At 55.7% G+C, this 18179-nt stretch carries 12 protein-coding genes and 1 pseudogene; 11 read left to right on the plus strand and 2 right to left on the minus strand.

What is annotated here, in order from left to right; all coding sequences use genetic code 11:
- Complete coding sequence (locus tag ACZ5FM_RS21810; protein ID WP_464040750.1) at positions 1 to 1845, minus strand: ATP-binding protein; 1845 nt, start codon at positions 1843 to 1845, stop codon at positions 1 to 3.
- 239 nt (positions 1846 to 2084) lie between these two features.
- On the opposite strand from ACZ5FM_RS21810, the gene ACZ5FM_RS21815 reads away from it, so the two are divergent.
- The gene (locus ACZ5FM_RS21815; RefSeq protein ID WP_464040751.1) at positions 2085 to 3425 is read left to right on the plus strand and encodes a dicarboxylate/amino acid:cation symporter; all 1341 of its coding nucleotides are present in this window, start codon (positions 2085 to 2087) and stop codon (positions 3423 to 3425) included.
- A 138-nt stretch (positions 3426 to 3563) separates the two neighbouring features.
- A pseudogene (locus ACZ5FM_RS21820) lies at positions 3564 to 4002 on the plus strand (EamA family transporter).
- An 18-nt stretch (positions 4003 to 4020) separates the two neighbouring features.
- On the opposite strand, the gene ACZ5FM_RS21825 reads toward ACZ5FM_RS21820, so the two are convergent.
- Entirely contained in the window at positions 4021 to 6375 is a 2355-nt protein-coding gene (locus tag ACZ5FM_RS21825; protein ID WP_464041045.1) for a helix-turn-helix transcriptional regulator, read from the minus strand.
- Positions 6376 to 6512: 137 nt separating this feature from the next.
- Between ACZ5FM_RS21825 and ACZ5FM_RS21830 the strand changes: the two genes are divergently transcribed.
- From ACZ5FM_RS21830 to ACZ5FM_RS21870, 9 genes are all read left to right on the plus strand, one after another.
- Positions 6513 to 7541 carry an ABC transporter permease gene (locus ACZ5FM_RS21830; protein ID WP_192489084.1) on the plus strand — a complete coding sequence of 343 codons (1029 nt, stop codon included), beginning with the start codon at positions 6513 to 6515 and terminating at the stop codon, positions 7539 to 7541.
- Positions 7541 to 8422, plus strand: coding sequence for an ABC transporter permease (locus ACZ5FM_RS21835; protein WP_192489083.1), 882 nt, complete (start codon positions 7541 to 7543; stop codon positions 8420 to 8422). The genes ACZ5FM_RS21830 and ACZ5FM_RS21835 overlap by 1 nt, the downstream gene beginning before the upstream one ends.
- A 3-nt stretch (positions 8423 to 8425) precedes the next feature.
- Positions 8426 to 10072, plus strand: coding sequence for a nickel ABC transporter ATP-binding protein NikE (nikE, locus tag ACZ5FM_RS21840; RefSeq protein ID WP_250984952.1), 1647 nt, complete (start codon positions 8426 to 8428; stop codon positions 10070 to 10072).
- Between the two features lie 14 nt (positions 10073 to 10086).
- Positions 10087 to 11643 (plus strand): hydantoinase/oxoprolinase N-terminal domain-containing protein, encoded by a 1557-nt coding sequence (locus ACZ5FM_RS21845; protein WP_464040752.1) that lies wholly within the window; start codon positions 10087 to 10089, stop codon positions 11641 to 11643.
- Positions 11636 to 12772: a DUF917 domain-containing protein gene (locus ACZ5FM_RS21850; RefSeq protein WP_464040753.1), complete on the plus strand. Its 1137-nt coding sequence runs from the start codon at positions 11636 to 11638 to the stop codon at positions 12770 to 12772. Before ACZ5FM_RS21845 ends, ACZ5FM_RS21850 begins: the two co-directional genes overlap by 8 nt.
- A gap of 39 nt (positions 12773 to 12811) precedes the next feature.
- The gene (locus ACZ5FM_RS21855; RefSeq protein WP_464040754.1) at positions 12812 to 14407 is read left to right on the plus strand and encodes an ABC transporter substrate-binding protein; all 1596 of its coding nucleotides are present in this window, start codon (positions 12812 to 12814) and stop codon (positions 14405 to 14407) included.
- A 167-nt stretch (positions 14408 to 14574) separates the two neighbouring features.
- Complete coding sequence (locus ACZ5FM_RS21860; RefSeq protein ID WP_464040755.1) at positions 14575 to 15651, plus strand: DUF917 domain-containing protein; 1077 nt, start codon at positions 14575 to 14577, stop codon at positions 15649 to 15651.
- Positions 15648 to 17186, plus strand: a complete 1539-nt coding sequence (locus ACZ5FM_RS21865; RefSeq protein ID WP_464040756.1) for a hydantoinase/oxoprolinase N-terminal domain-containing protein — start codon at positions 15648 to 15650, stop codon at positions 17184 to 17186. The genes ACZ5FM_RS21860 and ACZ5FM_RS21865 overlap by 4 nt, the downstream gene beginning before the upstream one ends.
- 42 nt (positions 17187 to 17228) lie before the next feature.
- Positions 17229 to 18173 (plus strand): isoaspartyl peptidase/L-asparaginase family protein, encoded by a 945-nt coding sequence (locus ACZ5FM_RS21870; RefSeq protein ID WP_464040757.1) that lies wholly within the window; start codon positions 17229 to 17231, stop codon positions 18171 to 18173.
- Positions 18174 to 18179: the final 6 nt, after the last annotated feature.

Here is an 18179-nt window from a genome sequence, read left to right on the forward strand (position 1 = left end):
TCATGCCTTTTTGAGATAGACGGAGAAGCAGGTTCCACTCGGATTGCTTTCCACCTCGATACGTCCGCCATAGTCAGCGGCAATTTCGCGGGAGATGACCAGACCAAGCCCAAGTCCGCCGTCTTTCGATGTGTTGAAGGGCGTAAACAGGGCCTCAAGAATGTCTGGCGCAATGCCCGGTCCGTTGTCTGCAACGCTCAAGACCACCTGATCGGCAGCTTCGCGCACGCTGATCGTCACCTGACCATCGGCCTTGTCTTCAACTGCTTCGAGCGCATTCTGGAGAAGGTTGATCACAATCTGCTCCAGCCGGATGGGGCTGCCAGACACCATCAAGGTTTCAGCGGGAAGAGCGATATCCAGCGCCTCCATATGACCAGCGAAACGGCTGCGCAGCAGCACGACTGCACCTTCGATGACAGCCTTGACGCTGACAGGCTGTGCAGCCGCCCTGCCCTTGCGGGCCAATATCTTAAGATCACTGGTGATGACACCAATGCGCTCCGTCAACGCAGCAATGTCTTTCATGTTTTCGTCGGCTTCTTCCAGCCGCTGGCGGTTCATGAGAGTGCGTGCATTATCCGCAAAGGCGCGGATCGTCGCGACAGGCTGGTTGATTTCATGGGCGACGCCAGCTGCCACCTGTCCGAGAATGGCCAGCCGGTTTGCCTTTACAAGTTCCTGCTGGACAGTTTGCAATTCTCGACCGGTCTGCTGGTGGCCGCTGATTTCTGTTTCAAGCTGGTCCATGGCACTTTGCAGGTCACGTGTTCGTTCATCCACCCGGCGTTCCAGCTGTGCGCGGGCCCGGGCGGCAACTTCTTCCGCTTGTCGGGCTTTTTGGCGCCGTCGCAACCACAAACCAGACAATACGATAAGCGGCATCATGCCGGCCAGCATCAGCAGACGCATCCTCTGCACCTCTACCATCAAGGTAGGTTCAACCGGCAAAAGATAATGCAAGTGCCATGAGGTGGTTGGTACCGGCAGGATGAAACGTAGATAATCACCACTGTTGACGGCGGGTGAATTGATGTGGATCAGCTCCGTCGAATTGTCGATAAAGCGCAACGGGGAAAATGGCAGCAGATCAAGTGTCTCATTACCAAATTGCAGGCTGTCGGCAATGGTGCGGCGGGTCTGTTGGTCTATGGGTTTCATTGTGTCAAAGCGCCATGCCGAAATACTCGTCATCAGCACAACGCCGTTGGCATCAGCGACATAAACCGGTTTGCCACCTATTCTCCAGTCAGCCTCCAGACGGTTGAATTCGACCTTCGCGATGACGACACCGAGCGCTTTGCCGTCTTCAGAATCCACACGTCGTGATATGTAAAGGCCGGGTTTGCGGCTGACATTTCCCAAGGCGTAGTGCTCGGCCATGCCTGTGCGCATTGCAAGGCTGAAGTAGTCCCGGAAGGAATAGCTGGTGCCGACAAAACTGTCTGCGGCACGCCAATTGCTGGATGCTATTGCGACGCCATTCGGCCCTGTCACGTAAATCACCGAGGCCTGTGTGCCTTCGATCAGTCCCTCCAGTTTGCGGTTAAGCCGATCTACTGCGGCACCACCAGTTTCCAGAGCGGCAACGAGGTCCCTGTCGCCTGATAACACAAGCGGCAGGGCGCGGGGCCGCTCCAATGCAACATTCAGAAGCGCGACTTTCAATTGCCCGTCAGTTGAGGCGTCCTGCTGTAAGGCCTTGATGGTTTCTGTTCGGCCAAGTTCGCCTGCGACATAAATCGCCACCACCGCAATTACAGCCCAGAAAAACGCAAACAGCCACCACGGCCGTTGAGCGGCATCGATATGTTTGAACCCGGATGCGGTGAATGTGGTCATCATTTATCTTGTGCGTATTTTCACACAAAAGGCAATATTTCTGCGCGGAAATCTACACGAATCCAAATTTCGTGAAGCTGCACCAAGAAATTAAATCCATTTATTTCAGATATTTATCTGATTTTTTCTGTCTTGGCACGGTGTTTGCAAAACCGTCATCAAGCGGTCGCGAGGCCCCAGACCAAACAAGGCTGACCGGGAGGCCCCTATAAAAGGCAGGTCCAGCCGAGGAGGAGAAAATCATGATTGATAGTACAGCCGTGGCTGCAAGCCATGTCCGCATGCCATTTTACCGTCACCTGTATTTCCAGGTGCTGGTTGCCATTCTGGCCGGTATTCTTCTGGGCCATTTTTGGCCGTCCATCGGTGAGCAGCTGAAGCCATTGGGTGATGGTTTCATTCGTCTGGTCAAGATGATCATTGCACCTGTTATTTTCTTGACCGTTGCGACCGGTATTGCCGGTATGAACGACATGAAGAAGGTCGGGCGTGTTGCCGGCAAGGCGATGATCTACTTCCTGACCTTTTCGACGCTTGCGCTGGTCGTTGGTCTGATTGTTGCAAACGTTGTTCAGCCGGGCGCCGGCATGAACATCGACCCTGCGTCTCTCGATGCTACGGCGGTTGCGACCTATGCCGACAAGGCACATGAGCAGACGATTACCGGCTTTTTGATGAACATCATCCCGACCACCATTGTCGGCGCATTTGCCAGCGGTGACATTCTCCAGGTGCTGTTCTTCTCGGTGCTCTTCGGTATTTCACTTGGGGTCGTTGGTGAGAAAGGCAAGCCGGTCGTCGACTTCATGCATGCCATGATGTACCCGATCTTCAAGCTGGTCGCGATCCTGATGAAGGCTGCTCCTATCGGTGCTTTCGGCGCCATGGCGTTCACAATCGGCAAATATGGCATTTCGTCGGTGACCAATCTGGCGATGCTCATTGGTACCTTCTATCTGACATCGCTGATCTTCGTGCTGGTTATCCTTGGTGCGGTCGCCCGTTACAATGGCTTCTCCATTCTGGCGCTTATTCGCTACATCAAGGAAGAGCTGCTGCTGGTTCTCGGCACATCGTCTTCGGAAGCTGCGCTTCCGGGCCTGATGAGCAAGATGGAGAAGGCCGGCTGCAAACGCTCGGTTGTTGGTCTGGTTATCCCGACTGGTTACTCCTTCAACCTTGACGGTACCAACATCTACATGACGCTTGCGGCTCTGTTCATTGCGCAGGCAACAGGTATTCACCTGTCGTTCGGTGAGCAGATCCTGCTGTTGCTGGTTGCCATGCTCAGCTCGAAGGGCGCTGCTGGTATCACCGGTGCCGGTTTCATCACGCTTGCTGCAACGCTGTCCGTTGTTCCTTCCGTTCCGGTAGCCGGCATGGCGCTCATTCTCGGTATCGACCGCTTCATGTCCGAGTGCCGCGCACTGACCAACTTTGTTGGGAATGCCGTTGCCACTATCGTCGTTGCTCGTTGGGAAGGTGAACTTGATGAGGCTCAGCTTCAGCGGGTTCTGAACGGTGAGGAAATTGCCAGCATCGATGTGATTGACAACACGCCGATGCCGCAACCTGCTGAATGAAATCGCGCAAGGCGAAACAATAGAACCCGGCTTCCTCAGGTGGCCGGGTTTTTCTTTGCCATGGAAACAGACTTGCGACGGCCGCGTTGCGGTGCAATGACTGAACCCGGAACCTTCTGCTGTTTCCGAGATCAAAAAATGAAAAGTCTTTTTGCTTCATGGCCTTTCTGGGCATTGCTGTCGGCTGCTTTCGCCGCCTTGACCGCGATTTTTGCCAAGATCGGTGTCGAGAATGTCAATTCCGACTTTGCAATATTCATTCGCACCATTGTCATTTTTTGTGCCGCCGGTCTGATGGTGTACATCACCGGTAACTGGCAGCAACCATCCGGCATTTCCGGACGGACCTGGCTGTTTTTGGTGCTTTCCGGCCTTGCGACCGGAGCCTCGTGGATTTGTTATTTTTCGTGCACTGAAGCTCGGTGATGCCGCACGTGTGGGACCGATCGACAAACTCAGCGTCGTGTTTGTAGCCGTATTTGCAGTTCTGTTTCTGGGGGAACGATTGTCGCTGCCCAACTGGCTTGGCGTTGTTCTCATCGCGTGCGGCGCGGTGCTGGTCGCTTACCGAGGATAAGGCAGTGAGAGCGCCATTTCAGAGCCAGCCGAGTGCGGTGGCGGCTCTGATTGCTTCGGCGCGGCGGCTGCAGTCGAGCTTTCGAAACAGGTTTCCAAGGTGAAACTTGACGGTGACTTCCGAAATATTCAGGGCTTGAGCGATTTTTTTGTTGGACATGCCGCCAGCCAGAAATTGCAGCATCTGTACTTCGCGTTGAGACAATCCGCCATGGATTGCGCGGGCTTGCGGGGAGTTCACTGAAGCTGCAAAAATCGCCAAAGCAGCGCGCACATCAGACGAGGTTTCGATGAAGCTGTGTATTCGACGATTTTCGAGAAGCGGCGACAGAAAGATTCGTTCTTCGGAAAGAACTCCATTGCAGCCGAGGCGCGTTGCAGTTTCCAGTGCCAGCAAGATATTGGCGCGTGCCGCGGCATTGTCACGGCGTTGATGGGCCGTATAGCTCTGCCAGATCAGCAGCGCCACCCTCTCGCGATTGGTGACTTTCGGATTGGCGATCAGTGCATCGATCTGTCGTGGCAGATAGCCGCGCGGCGTCCAGACGTGAACCGCATCTCTAAGCCAGGCCATGACGTAGGTGATCTCGTCACGCCGCGTCAGACGGGTCAGTTCTTCTTCGGCACTTTCGACCCAGTTTTTGCCCATCGGCATGCGGATGGAGGTGAGTGTCGCAGCAGCTTCCGACCAGCGGTTGGTATTTTGGTAGGCTATCGCGGTGCGGATTTCCATCATCGCATGAAACTGTAATCCTTCAGACAGGTGTATCCACAAGCCATCCAGAAATCCCGGCCTTATGGTCATCGGGAAATGGTCCATGACGATCTGGGTCGCATAATGCAGAGCAAACTGCATGAGGCTCGGCCAGATCTCAGCGGCCGCGAAGTGCTCAAAGTCTTTCTGGATGAATTCCAGCAGATCGCGTGGGCGGCCTGATTCGTACTTTATGCAGGCTTCCGCCAGCCGCAACATGCGGCTTTCTTGCGGGACTTCGTGCGTGACCTGCTCCAATCGTTCACGTGCATCTTGCGCTGCCCGCCGTGCCATCAGCGCATCGCCGCTCATCAAACGCAGCACGATCTGGTGCAGGTGGATGAAGAATTCGAGAAGTGGTTGACCGCCCATTTTGCGCAGATAGATAAGCGCTCGGGCAGCCGCAGCTTCCGCCTCACGGAAGTTACGGCGGCGGATTTCGAACTCAAGAAGGGCGTTGTAGTAGCCGGCCCATTTGCCATGGTCACCCATTGGGTAATCCGCCATGAATTCACCAAGGCGGGTAATCATCGCATCGTTGGGTGTCAGGTCTTCCGTAATCATCAGATTCAGACGGAAAGTGCGGGCAGCAAAGGAAAAGCGCGAACCGTTTGCCAGAACCTTGAATGGATCAAGGTAATCTGAACCAAGATGCTTACCGACGAGATGGCGCACGCGCTGCAACTCACCCTGCTTGAGCAATGCTCTGCATACCGCAAACAATACGGTTTCATCGGTGGCAATCATGTCATGCGAGAAGTGCATGATGATGTTTTGAAACGCATTCACACTGCTGCGATAGATCAGTTCACGCCCATGGGCGCGCGCCAGAATTTGCGCGGCATGTGTTTCGTATCCCTTGTCCAGCAGCAGCGCCATCGCTTGCAACGCGCGGCCCGCCTTATCCAATGCGGAAGCCAGTTCGACGACAGCGCTGCTGTTTTCCAGAACTTGGAGACGTTCCTGCACTGCAATCGTCAACAGTCGTATCAGGTCTTTGTGCCGTTGCGGATCACGTGTCAGAAACGGCGGTAGCTGACTCGCCCAGGGTTGATGCGCGGCGCCGTCAGGCGCTTCAAGCCATATCGAAAGCGCCATGGTCTGTTCCGGCGAGAGATGGCTTAAGAAGGTTTCGCGCAAATAATCTGCGCAGGTGTCGTCATCAATGTTGCCCTGAAGTGGCAAAAAGGCGGGCCAACCGGCATAACCTTCCCGCATCGATGCTGCGCTCGCCGCTGGTAGCGCATTAAGCTCTTCATCGGAAAAGGTCAGGTCTTCAGCGCCGATCGTTGTCGAGCCATGATGCAATATCTGCCGACCAAGGCCGCTGATACGTTGTTCGGGGCGACAAGCGATAATGACCGTTGTCACGGTTTGCAGGGTTGCGGCCGGTATCTTGACTGTTCGTGCAGCGACCGGGACATCCCATAAAAGCCAACCGTCTTTTACATCCTCAGTCTTGGGATGTGTTGACGTGCAGACAGAACGTTCCGTCAAGCCAGCGAACAGTTTTAAAAGGCTGGTTTTCCCTGCCCCTGCCGGTGCCCGCAAAAAGATGACGCCTGCAGTTTCTTGCAGGATGCGTTGGCACAGATGAGTGCGTGGAAGCATGACATTCATGCCGAATGGATAGGCTATAGGCATGCAAAAACCTATACCATAACGATAAAAAACTATACTTTTTTGCGGTTGCTGATCTCTTGTTATCTGGTGATGTTGATGCATCAAAAAGCCGATGCACAAGGAAACTCCCGCTGATGCAGCAACATCCGTTGATCGCAATTATGACCCGGCTTGGTACATTCGTGCTTGTCATGATTGCCCTGTCCATCATGATTTTTGCATTGGCGCGTGTGGTGCCGGGTGACCCGGCGCGTATGGCTCTTGGCCCTGCTGCCACGCAGGAACAGGTTGAGGCGCTACGCCTGCAGATGGGTCTGGATAAGCCTCTAGCCCTGCAATATGTAGATTATGTCAAAAATGCCCTGCACGGGGATCTCGGCATGTCGCTGGTGTCGCAGCGCCCGGTCACGACGGACCTTGCTCAGACTGTTCCCGCGACCGTTGAACTGGTGCTGGTATCCGTCATATTCATGTTTCTGGTCGCAATACCCCTTGGCGTCATCACCGCGCATTATCGCGATAGAGGGCTCGATCATCTCGGACGCATTCTGTCCCTGACCGGCGTCACCATTCCGAGCTTTCTGTTTGCCATTACCCTGCAGCTGCTGGCTGCCAGATACATCAGTGGCTGGCCAATCATTGGGCGGCTGGACCATTCACTTGGCTGGCAAGGTGGACCAACCGGTTTCATTCTGGTCGATGGTCTACTGGCCGGTCGTTTTGATGTGGTCGGCGATGCTCTCAAACACCTTGCACTGCCAGCATTTGCGCTGTCCATGGCCGGTATCGGACAGATCACCCGTATCACGCGTTCCTCGATGATCGAAAATCAGCGCAAGGATCACGTGCTAACGTTGCAGAGTTTCGGCGTGCCTGAACGGGTCATCATCTTCCGCTACCTCTTGAAGCTGTCGTCCATAGCACCCTTGACGATCATGGGGCTGGAATTCGCCTCGCTGATCGGCAACGCCTTTGTTATTGAAATGGTTTTTGCCTGGGGCGGTTTTGCTTCCTACGGCCTGAACTCGATCCTTCAGAAGGACCTCAATGCCGTTACCGCCGTGGTTCTGGTCGCCGGTCTGTTCTTCATCGTTGCAAACATGATCGTCGACGTTCTGATCTCGATCATCGACCCACGCCTGCGTCACAAGGAGGCACGCTGATGGCCGATATGAAAATGCTCGACACATCCGACAAGGCGCTGAGTGCCGGTTACATTCTGTGGTACCGGTTCAGTCGCAACCCGGCTGCCGTTATCGGCGCGCTCATCCTGCTCTCGGTCGTTATTCTTGCTGTCTTTGCACCATTTTTGACGCCTTATCCGAAGCATGTTGGCGCAGTGGTTGATTTTCGCGCCAGACACCTGCCTCCCGATGCCCTGCACTGGTTTGGCACGGACAAGGCGGGCCGCGACATCTTTTCGCGCACTGTTTTTGGTCTGCGCATCTCGTTGCTGCTGGTTATCGGCGTGCTGGGTATCTCCGTACCAGTGGGCACAATTCTCGGGTTGGTAGCTGGTTACGTCGGCGGCTGGACAGAGAAATTCATCACCGGCCTTACCAACGTCATGCTGGCGATGCCCCCTCTGGTAATGGCGCTTGCCGTGTCTAACCTTCTCGAACCGACACTGATGAACGCGATGATTGCCATTACGCTGTTGTGGTGGACATGGCACGCGCGCCTCATCTATTCGGTATCGAAGTCGATTGCCTCGGAAGATTACATTGAGGCGGCACGCCTTGCCGGCGCCGGTCCCATGCACATTCTTTTCCGGGAAATATTGCCGAATTGCGTGTCGGTTATCTCGGTCAAGACCACGCTTGATGCGGCATTCGTCATCCTGTTCGGCGCGACGCTCAGCTTCCTCGGTTTCGGCGTGAAGCCTCCTATCCCTGACCTTGGCTCGATGGTGGCTGATGGCCGTCAGTTCATGCCTGAATTCTGGTGGGAAGTGCTCTGCCCAGGTGCCGCTGTTCTCTACGTTACTCTTGGTTTCAACCTGCTGGGCGATGGCCTGCGCGACATGTTCGACGTGGAGAATTGATTGATGACTGAACCGCTTCTTCAGGTTGAGAACCTCAACGTTTCCTTCACGACGTATGGCCGTTCGCGTCAGGTCTTGCGCAATGTGGGCTTTACCGTTGCTGCTGGCGAACGTGTTGCACTGATTGGTGAAACAGGTTCGGGAAAATCCGTAACCGCCAAGGCAATCATCGGTACCTTGCCGAAAAATGCTTCGATCACATCCGGCTCGATTGTAGTGGGTGGAAAAGATGTTCTTACCCTGCCAAAAGCAGAACGTGAGGCACTGAAGGGTACGGCATTTTCCCTGATCATGCAGGACCCGCTATCGTCCTTCAATCCGGTTTTCAGGATTGGTACGCACCTAGATGACGTCATGCGTTTTGCAGACAAACGCAATGGCATCTCGTCATCGAAGTCAGAGCGTCGCAACCGTATCGCCGAGGTGTTGCGTCGCGTGCAGCTGGCAGACACCGAACGTGTCATGAATGCCTATCCGTCGGAACTGTCCGGCGGCATGCGCCAGCGTGTTCTGATCGGTCTTGCCTTGCTGCACCGTCCAAAGCTGCTGATCGCCGATGAGCCGGGTACGGCTCTCGATGTGACCACGCAGGATGAAATTCTCAATCTGATCAATCGCCTGGTCATTGAAGAGAATATGGCCCTGCTGATGATTACCCACAATCTTGGCGTAGTTCGCAAGGTGGCAGACCGCGTGGTGGTCATGCACCATGGTGATATTGTCGAAACCGGCCCATGCTCGGAAATTCTTCATGCGCCGCGCGAGCCCTATACCAACTCTCTACTGAACGCTGTGCCGCCGCTTTACGGCCCACGTGTTGTTGATGCGCCGGAAAGTGATCGCGAGCCGATTGTCCGGCTCAATGATCTCAACAAGATTTTCGGCAAGCGTAATGGTTATCACGCCGTTCGTGACGTGACCCTGACATTGCGTGAAGGTGAGATATTTGGCCTTGCCGGTGAATCCGGTTCCGGCAAGACGACTGTCGCCAGAATGATCATGGGCCTGTCTTCACCGACGTCTGGCAGCCTGTCCATTGATGCGCCAGCACCGGCGCGCGGTAAACGCCTGACCCAGATTGTTTATCAGAACCCGGGTACATCGCTGAACCCCAAACGGTCTGTCCGACAGACGCTGACCTTGCCTTTAAAGTCGATTGGCATGGACAAGACCGCCCGCGAAGCACGGATGCTGGAGTTGATGGATCTGGTCCGTCTGCCGCAATCCTATCTCGCCAAGTATCCTCACGAATTGTCGGGTGGCCAGAAACAGCGTGTCGCGATTGCACGCGCTTTGGCGGCCGAACCGAAGATACTCATTCTGGACGAACCGACCGCCGCTCTTGATGTGTCTGTTCAGAAAACGGTCATCGAATTGCTGGAGCAGCTGCGGCAGGAACTCGGACTGACCTACCTGATGATTTCCCATGACCTTTCGCTCATGCGCAACTTCTGTTCGCGCATCGCAATCATGCTGCGTGGCGAAATCGTCGAAGAAGGTTCAACGCGCGAGGTCTTTGCCGATCCGCAACACCCTTACACCCGCGCACTAATTGCCGCGATCCCTGTCGTTACCGATGAGGAAGAACGCGAGAAACCCACCGTCACCGAAGAAGAGCGCTTGCGCTTTCTGGTGAAAACAACGGACTGATGAGAGGAGCTGACGTGTATCGCGTTGGAATTGATGTAGGCGGCACCAATACGGATGCTGTAGTCCTGAAGGATAAAACTGTACTGGCGGGAGTTAAGGCTTCCACCACGGAGGATGTGACATCCGGCGTTCTCGAAGCGCTCGAAAAGGTTATCGAGGCTTCGGGTATTGATCGCGGTGTGATTTCCGCTGTGATGATCGGCACGACACACTTCACCAATGCCGTCATTGAGCGACGTCATATGGAAGAGGTGGCCGCTATCCGTCTTGGTCTGCCATCGGGCGCAGGTTTGCCACCGATGGTGGATTGGCCAGACGATCTGCGCAAGATCGTCGGCAATCATGGCTATCAGGTCAAGGGTGGTTACGAGTTCGATGGCCGCGAAATCTCGCCGCTGGACGAAGATGCCATCGTGCGGATCGCTAGCGACATTCGCGTCAAGGGCCTGAAGGCTGCTGCCGTGACCTGCGTGTTCAGTGGCATCAACGATGCCATGGAACTTCGCACCAAGGAAATTCTGCAACAGCATTGCCCAGGTCTTCCTGTTGTCATGTCCAAGGACATCGGTCGCCATGGCCTGCTGGCGCGTGAAAGCGCCGCGATCATGAATGCAAGCCTTCTTTCTCTGGCAGACCGGACTGTTGCAGCATTTGGCAAGGCGCTTGCCACTGCTGGCATCACCTGCCCGTTTTACATCACACAGAACGACGGCACGTTGATGGCTGCTGACGTTGTCCGTGCCTTCCCTGTTCTGACATTTGCGTCCGGCCCAACCAACTCGATGCGTGGTGCGGCATTCCTGACAGGTCTCAAGGATGCAGTTGTGGTTGACGTTGGCGGTACAACATCGGATGTCGGCTCCCTGTCGCATGGGTTCCCGCGTCAGGCTTCGACAACTGTCGACATCGGTGGCGTACGCACCAACTTCTGTATGCCAGATGTGTTCTCCATCGGCTTGGGTGGCGGTTCGCTGGTATTAAACGGTGGTTCGGAAATCACCGTTGGACCGAAGTCAGTTGGTTACCGTGTCCGTGAAGAAGCTCTGTGCTTCGGCGGTGCGACATTAACCGCGACCGATATCGCTGTTGCTTCCGGCAAGGCCGATGTTGGCGAAAAGGCACTGGTTGAAACTCTCGACAGCAAGCTGGTCAAGGCTGCTGCTGCCAAGATCAATTCCATGTTGGAAGCCTGCGTTGAGCGCAGCCGTATTTCCTCTTCTCCAATTCCGGTTATCGCCGTCGGCGGCGGTTCCATCCTGATGCCAGAGCGGATCGGTGATCTTGAAGTGATCCGCCCGGACAACTTCGCAGTTGCCAATGCCGTTGGTGCAGCGATTGCGCAGATCAGCGGCGAAACCGACCGCGTGTTCTCGCTGGTGGAAGGCCGTACACGCGAAAGTGCACTTGCAGAAGCGGAAGCTGAAGCCCGTGAAAAGGCAATCGCGGCCGGTGCGCTGCCAGAAACGCTTGAGGTTATCGAACGTGAAGACATGCCGCTGGCCTACCTGCCGGGTAACGCTACCCGCATTCATGTGAAAGTCGTCGGAGAAATGGGAGGCCATCATGGCTGAGACGCGCAAGTTGAAATATGACGAGGCCAACCTGCGCACGCTGACGGTTGAAGATCTTGACGCACTTGAAATCGGCTCGGGCATTCTGGGCACAGGCGGCGGCGGAAATCCTTATCAGGGCAAGCTGCTGGTGCTTGAAGCGATGAAGGCTGGTTACGAGATGAAAATTCTCGCGACCGACGCCATTGAGCCCGACGCGCTCTGCATGTCGCTTGGCGGTATCGGTGCACCAGTGGTTGGTGTCGAGCGCATTCGTGAAGGTCGTGAAGGTCTGCGTTGCCTGCGGGCGATGGAAGAACTTATCCGTGCGCCAATCGACGCAATCGTCTGTGAAGAAATCGGCGGTGCGAACTCCATGAACCCGCTGGTTACAGCGGCACTTGGCGGTTTGCCTATTCTGGACTGCGACGGCATGGGCCGCGCCTTCCCAGAAATGCAGATGACAACCTTCTCGATCTATGGCCACAGCTCCACGCCGTCTGTGATGTGCGACCTGCATGGCAATGCAGTGATCTTCAGTCATGCGGTATCGGAAGTCTGGCATGAACGTATGGCGCGTGCCTGCGTTGTAGCGCAGGGTGGCGGCGCCATGTTGGCCACTGCACCCATGCAGGCCCACTATGTGCACCAGTACGGCATTCCGAAAAGCTACACCAAGGCAATCGCCATTGGTGAGGCGGTTATCCGTGCCCGTAAGGCTCAGGAAGACCCGATCGCAGCCGTTTGTGAATTGGAAGGCGGTCGTCGCATCTTCAATGGCAAGATCACCGATTTGAAGCGTCACCTGCGTGGTGGTTTTGCAGTTGGTGAACTGGAACTGGCAGGTTTCGACGACTTTAGTGGCCAGACGGCTGGCGTCGCCATCCAGAACGAATTCCTGATTTTCCGTCGTAACGGCGAGGTCGAGGTTTGCGTGCCTGACCTGATCGTTCTGCTGGACGTGGACACCGGTTATCCGATCACCACTGAAATGCTGCGTTATGGCCAGCGTGTCGCGGTTATTGCCATCCCTTGCCATAATTTGCTGCGGACTGCCCGCGCCCTTGAGGTCGTTGGTCCTGCTGCATTCGGCTACCCGGACATTGCCTATTCACCCCTGCCTGCACCGGTTCGTGCGGCTGCGGAATAACAAGCGGGATTTTCCCGCATTACAAAGAGGAGAACTTCCATGAAACTGCATTCCAGATATTCGCGTTTTGCGGCATTAGCGCTTGGCACGGCAATCGCCCTGCCTTTGGGCTTCTCCGCGCAGGCGGCTGATGAAAAGGTGTCGATTGCCGTCAACACCATGCAAATCTTCAGCTCGCTCGACCCTGCCAAGGTCACCGACTACACCGGCTACATGGCCGTTGTGAACATGTATGACGGTTTGACCACCGTGAGCCCATCGGGTGAAGTGGTTCCGCATCTTGCGAAGTCCTGGGACATTTCGGAAGATGGCCTCACCTACACATTCCACTTGCGTGATGACGTGAAGTTCCAGGATGGCACGGCCGTTAAGGCGTCCGATCTGGTCTGGTCCATCCAGCGGCTGATTGGCATCAACAAGGGCCCATCAAACCTGCTGGTCGGTCTTGTAAACCCTGATAATGTAACCGCGCCTGATGAGGCCACCGTTATCGTGAAGCTTGACCGCCAGTTTTCTCCTTTCATGTCGGTCACACCTTTGATGGTTGCGCTGAACGAGAAGCTTATCACCGCCAATGCCAAGCCTGACGACAAGTGGGGCGAAGCCTATGTCGGCGAGCATTCATCAGGCTCTGGCCCATACAGCCTTGTCAGCTACAACCGCTCTGCCGACATGGTCATTGCCCGTAACCCCGATTATTTCGGCGGCTGGAACAAGGGCAAGCCGATCGACGAAGTTCGTTTTGTCCAGACAAGCGACGATGCCACAGTAAAGGCCCTGGCTGAAAAAGGTGAACTTGGCCTGACGTCACACGGTCTCGGTAACGACACCTACGAGTCTATCGGCAAGATGGATGGTTACAAGATCATCCAGACCCGCACGGCTGGCGGATTTGTCATCAAGCTGAACACCAAGGCATACCCGACTGATGACGTTCATGTTCGTCGCGCCATTGCCTATGCAACGGATTACAAGACGATCCAGGAAGTTATCTATCCGGGCTTCGACATGCAGGGTCCGCTTTCGGACGCCTTCAAGGATGCCCATAATGATGGCATCGAGCCGGGCGTTTTTGATCTGGAAAAGGCCAAGGAAGAACTGGCAAAGTCCAAATATGCCGGTCAGCCAATCACGCTCGTCAACAGCTATGTTGCCTCTCTAGCTTTCGAAGCTGAAGTGGCTTTGATGCTGCAGGCCAATCTGGAGCAGATCGGCATCACGCTTGATATCAAGCCAGAGCCATGGAACCGTATTGTTGAGCTCTCTTCGAAACCGGAAACCACTCCAGCCTCAACACAGGTCAACATTTCGCCGACCTACCCTTCGCCGGACGCAATGTTCTACAACCAGTACCACTCGAAAGCGTCTGGCACATGGATGTCGATGGAATGGTTGCAAAACCCGGAAATCGATGCGCTGATCGACAAGGCGCGTGCGACAACCGACGTTGCTGAACAAAATGCAACCTACAAGGAACTGCAGACGAAGATTGCTGAGCTGCAGCCGGATGTCTGGGCTGTTGCACCCAACCGCCGTTACGGTGCGAACAAGTGCCTGCAGGGTTACGAGTTCGTGCCGATGCAGAGCTGGGATCTGAACTTCTCCAATTTCCATTGGGATTGCTCGGTTAACTGATAGGCATACAGAAAATCCGGCCCCGTACATGCGGGGTCGGAAACACAATTTCCCAGAGCATTTGCGCATTTTTTGATTGCGAAAATCGCTCTATCTCCTTGTTTTCACGCAATTCCTGAATTCGAGGCGCGCTGCGCTATTTTGCCGGAATTGCTCTAGGGTGAGACATGCTTCAGGAATTCGCAGAAGAAAACATTGAACCGCTGGCCACCGGCGCATGGATTTTAGGTACTGGAGGCGGAGGCAATCCTTACATCTCCACCCTGAACCTCAGACGTCTCTATGCCGAAGGTCGCCGCGTCCAGGTCATGGACCCGATGGCACTTGAAGATGACGACATGGTTGCAGTTGTCTCCAAGATGGGCGCGCCGCTGGTCGGTCAGGAGCGTCTTGGAGACCCTGTCCATCTTGCCCGTGCGGTGGAGGTGATGGAAGATTACCTGGGCAAGCCGTTCCGCGCTATCATGAGCGTGGAAATTGGCGGTTCCAATGCTTTGTCATCCTTCCTCGCCGCTGCAATTCTGGACCGACCGGTTGTGAATGCCGATGCGATGGGACGTGCCTATCCCGAAGCGCAGATGACGTCATTTGCGATTGGCAATCTACCGATGTTTCCGCTGTCACTGGTTGATGTGCGCGATAACGAGGTGATTGTTACCCGTGCCGCATCGTGGAAGTGGATGGAGCGGATTTCCCGTAAAGTCTGCACCGAGGTTGGCTCGACGGCGGCGACCTGCAAAGCGCCCCGCACCGGCAAGGAAGTCAAGGAGTGGGGCATTCACTACACCGTCACCAAGGCGGTGGAACTTGGACGTGCCGTTATGGATGCGCGTGCACGGCATGCTGATCCGGTACAGGCGGTTCTTGACCACGAAGGTGGCAAACAGCTTTTCCGCGGCAAGGTAATTGACGTTGCGCGCGAAACTACCGGTGGCTTCCTGCGCGGTAGCACGGTGATTGAAGGCATGGATGCCGACAAGGGTTCGCGTATGGAACTGGCCTTCCAGAACGAGTGGGCTGTCGCCTTCCGCGACGGTTCGCCTGTTGCCATGACGCCTGACCTGCTTTGCCTGCTCGATACGGTTTCCGGCAGTGCTATCGGAACTGAATCGGTGCGTTATGGACAGCGCGTGACGGTCGTTGCTCTGCCCGCACCGGAACTTCTGACAACACCAGCTGGTATAGCTGCGGTTGGTCCCCGCGCCTTTGGCTATGACATAGATTTCAGATCGGTATTTCCATGAAACGCATCGGTATTGACGTAGGCGGCACCAACACGGATGCCGTGCTGATTGATGGCGAAACAATTATCTCTTCCGTCAAGGTTCCAACCACACAGGACGTGCTTTCGGGTGTGAAGGCGGCGTTGGCACATGTCTCCGGGCATCCGCAGGCGGCCGGCACGCCAATCGATGCGGTGATGATCGGAACAACGCATTTTACCAATGCGGTGGTCGAGCGTGCGCGGCTTGAGCGGGTTGCCGCTATTCGCATCGCGCTACCAACCGGCCGTTCCTTGCCACCGATGTGCGATTGGCCGGATGATCTGCGCAGCGCTGTCGATCCGATGATCTTCATGGTGCATGGCGGCCATGAATATGATGGCAGCCCGCTTGTGCCGATGATCCCTGAGGAAATACGGGATGCGGCAATGAAGATCCGCGACGCGGGCATCACTTCCATTGCGATCTCGGCTACATTTTCGCCGTTGACCACCGAGTGTGAAATCAAGGCCGCAGACATTGTCCGTTCGGTTATTCCGGATGCGCGGATCACGCTGTCGCACACGCTGGGGCGCATCGGCTTGCTGGAACGTGAAAACGTTGCACTTTTGAATGCCGCGTTGCAGACCCTGGGGAAAACGACAGTACAGGCATTTTCGGACGCATTACGCGAAGCGGGCGTAACGGCGCCGTTCTTCCTGACGCAGAATGATGGCACAGTCGCTTTGGCAGATGTCGCTTCGGCAAACCCCGTGCACAGCTTTGCGTCCGGGCCAACAAATTCCATGCGTGGCGCGGCTTTCCTGACCGGATTGACGGATGCGATGGTCGTGGATGTTGGCGGTACGACATCGGACATTGGTTGCCTGATTGGCGGCTTCCCGCGCGAGGCAAACAACATCGTTCATATCGGTGGCGTGCGTACGCTCTTCCGCATGCCAGACCTGTTGCCAGTGGCGCTTGGTGGCGGCACCATTATCGACCCTGAAACAGGAACCATTGGTCCTCGTTCGGTGGGTTACCGTATCCTGACAGAAGCACGAGTGTTCGGCGGCAATACGCTCACCACCTCCGATATCGCCGTCGCTGCAGGTCTGATCGAAATGGGTGACAAGGATCGGGTCAAGGATCTGGATCCGACTTTCGTCAAGTCATGCCTTGGCCGCATCCGAGACATGGTTGCTGATAATTTCGATCAGATGAAAACCTCTGCTGAAGATGTGCCATTGATCGCCGTTGGCGGCGGTGCATTTCTGATCCCGGAAAGCATACCTGGTGCGTCGGAAGTGTTGCGTGTTGAAAATGCCGGTGTGGCCAATGCCTTGGGCGCTGCTATGGCGCAAGTCTCTGGCGAAGTCGATCAGGTGTTTTCCGGCATGAGCCGTGATGAAGCGCTGGCAAAAGCGGAAGCTGAAGCGCGGGACGCCGCAGTTGCCTCCGGTGCTGGCCGCAGCACTCTCAAGACACTGGAAGTCGAGGATATTCCAATTGCTTATCTGCCGGGCGGCGCGCGTCGCGTTCGAGTGCGGGTTATCGGCGATATCGACTTCACCTGAACCTCTTCACCCGCTGATAGCAGGGCATGATCGGAGCATGACATGACTAAAATCGCACTGGCCATACATGGTGGTTGTGGCGTGCTGCCACAGGATAGCATGACGGCGCAGGAATGGGCTGAGGCGCGGCTCGATCTAGGACATGCCTTGCGTGCCGGCTACGCCGTGTTGAAGGCGGGTGGACGGTCGATTGACGCTGTTGAAGCTGCCGTCGTCGTGATGGAAGACAGCCCGCACTTTAATGCCGGGCATGGCGCGGCACTCAACGAACATGGCCTACATGAACTCGATGCGTCGATCATGGATGGGCAGACGCTGGAAGCTGGAGCGATCAGTGCTTCGCGCGTCATTCGCAATCCGATCAAGGCGGCCCGCGTGCTGATGGAAGACGGTCGCGCCGTTTTCCTGACCGGTCCTGCGGCTGACACCTTTGCTGGAGAAAAGGGTCTGGCCGTTGAACCACAGTCCTACTTCACAACCCCGAAACGCGTTGAGGCCCTGCAAGCGATGAAGGCCCATGCGGCCGCTGGAACTGAAGCAACCGAAAACGAAAAACACGGCACTGTCGGCGCAGTGGCACTGGACGCTGACGGGCATTTGGCCGCCGCCACATCAACAGGTGGTTACACCAACAAACCGGATGGCCGTGTGGGCGATAGTCCAGTTATCGGTGCGGGCACCTATGCCCGCGATGGTGCCTGCGCTGTTTCTGGTACTGGCAAGGGCGAGTTTTTTATTCGCTACGTGGTTGGTCATGAAGTGGCGACGCGCGTGTCTTATCTCGGGCAGGACCTTGAAACCGCAGCCGGTGGACTGATAAACAACGATCTCGCCGCTCACGATATTGGCGCCGGATTGGTTGCTGTTGATGCCAAAGGCAATGTGACTGCACCATACAACACGCCGGGCATGTTTCGTGGCTGGGTGACAACGGAAGGCAAGGCCTTTGTTGCCACGCATGAAGAACTTTATGAGATTACACTGTAAGGACGC

This window comes from Agrobacterium sp. 5Ca50 (assembly GCF_055381905.1).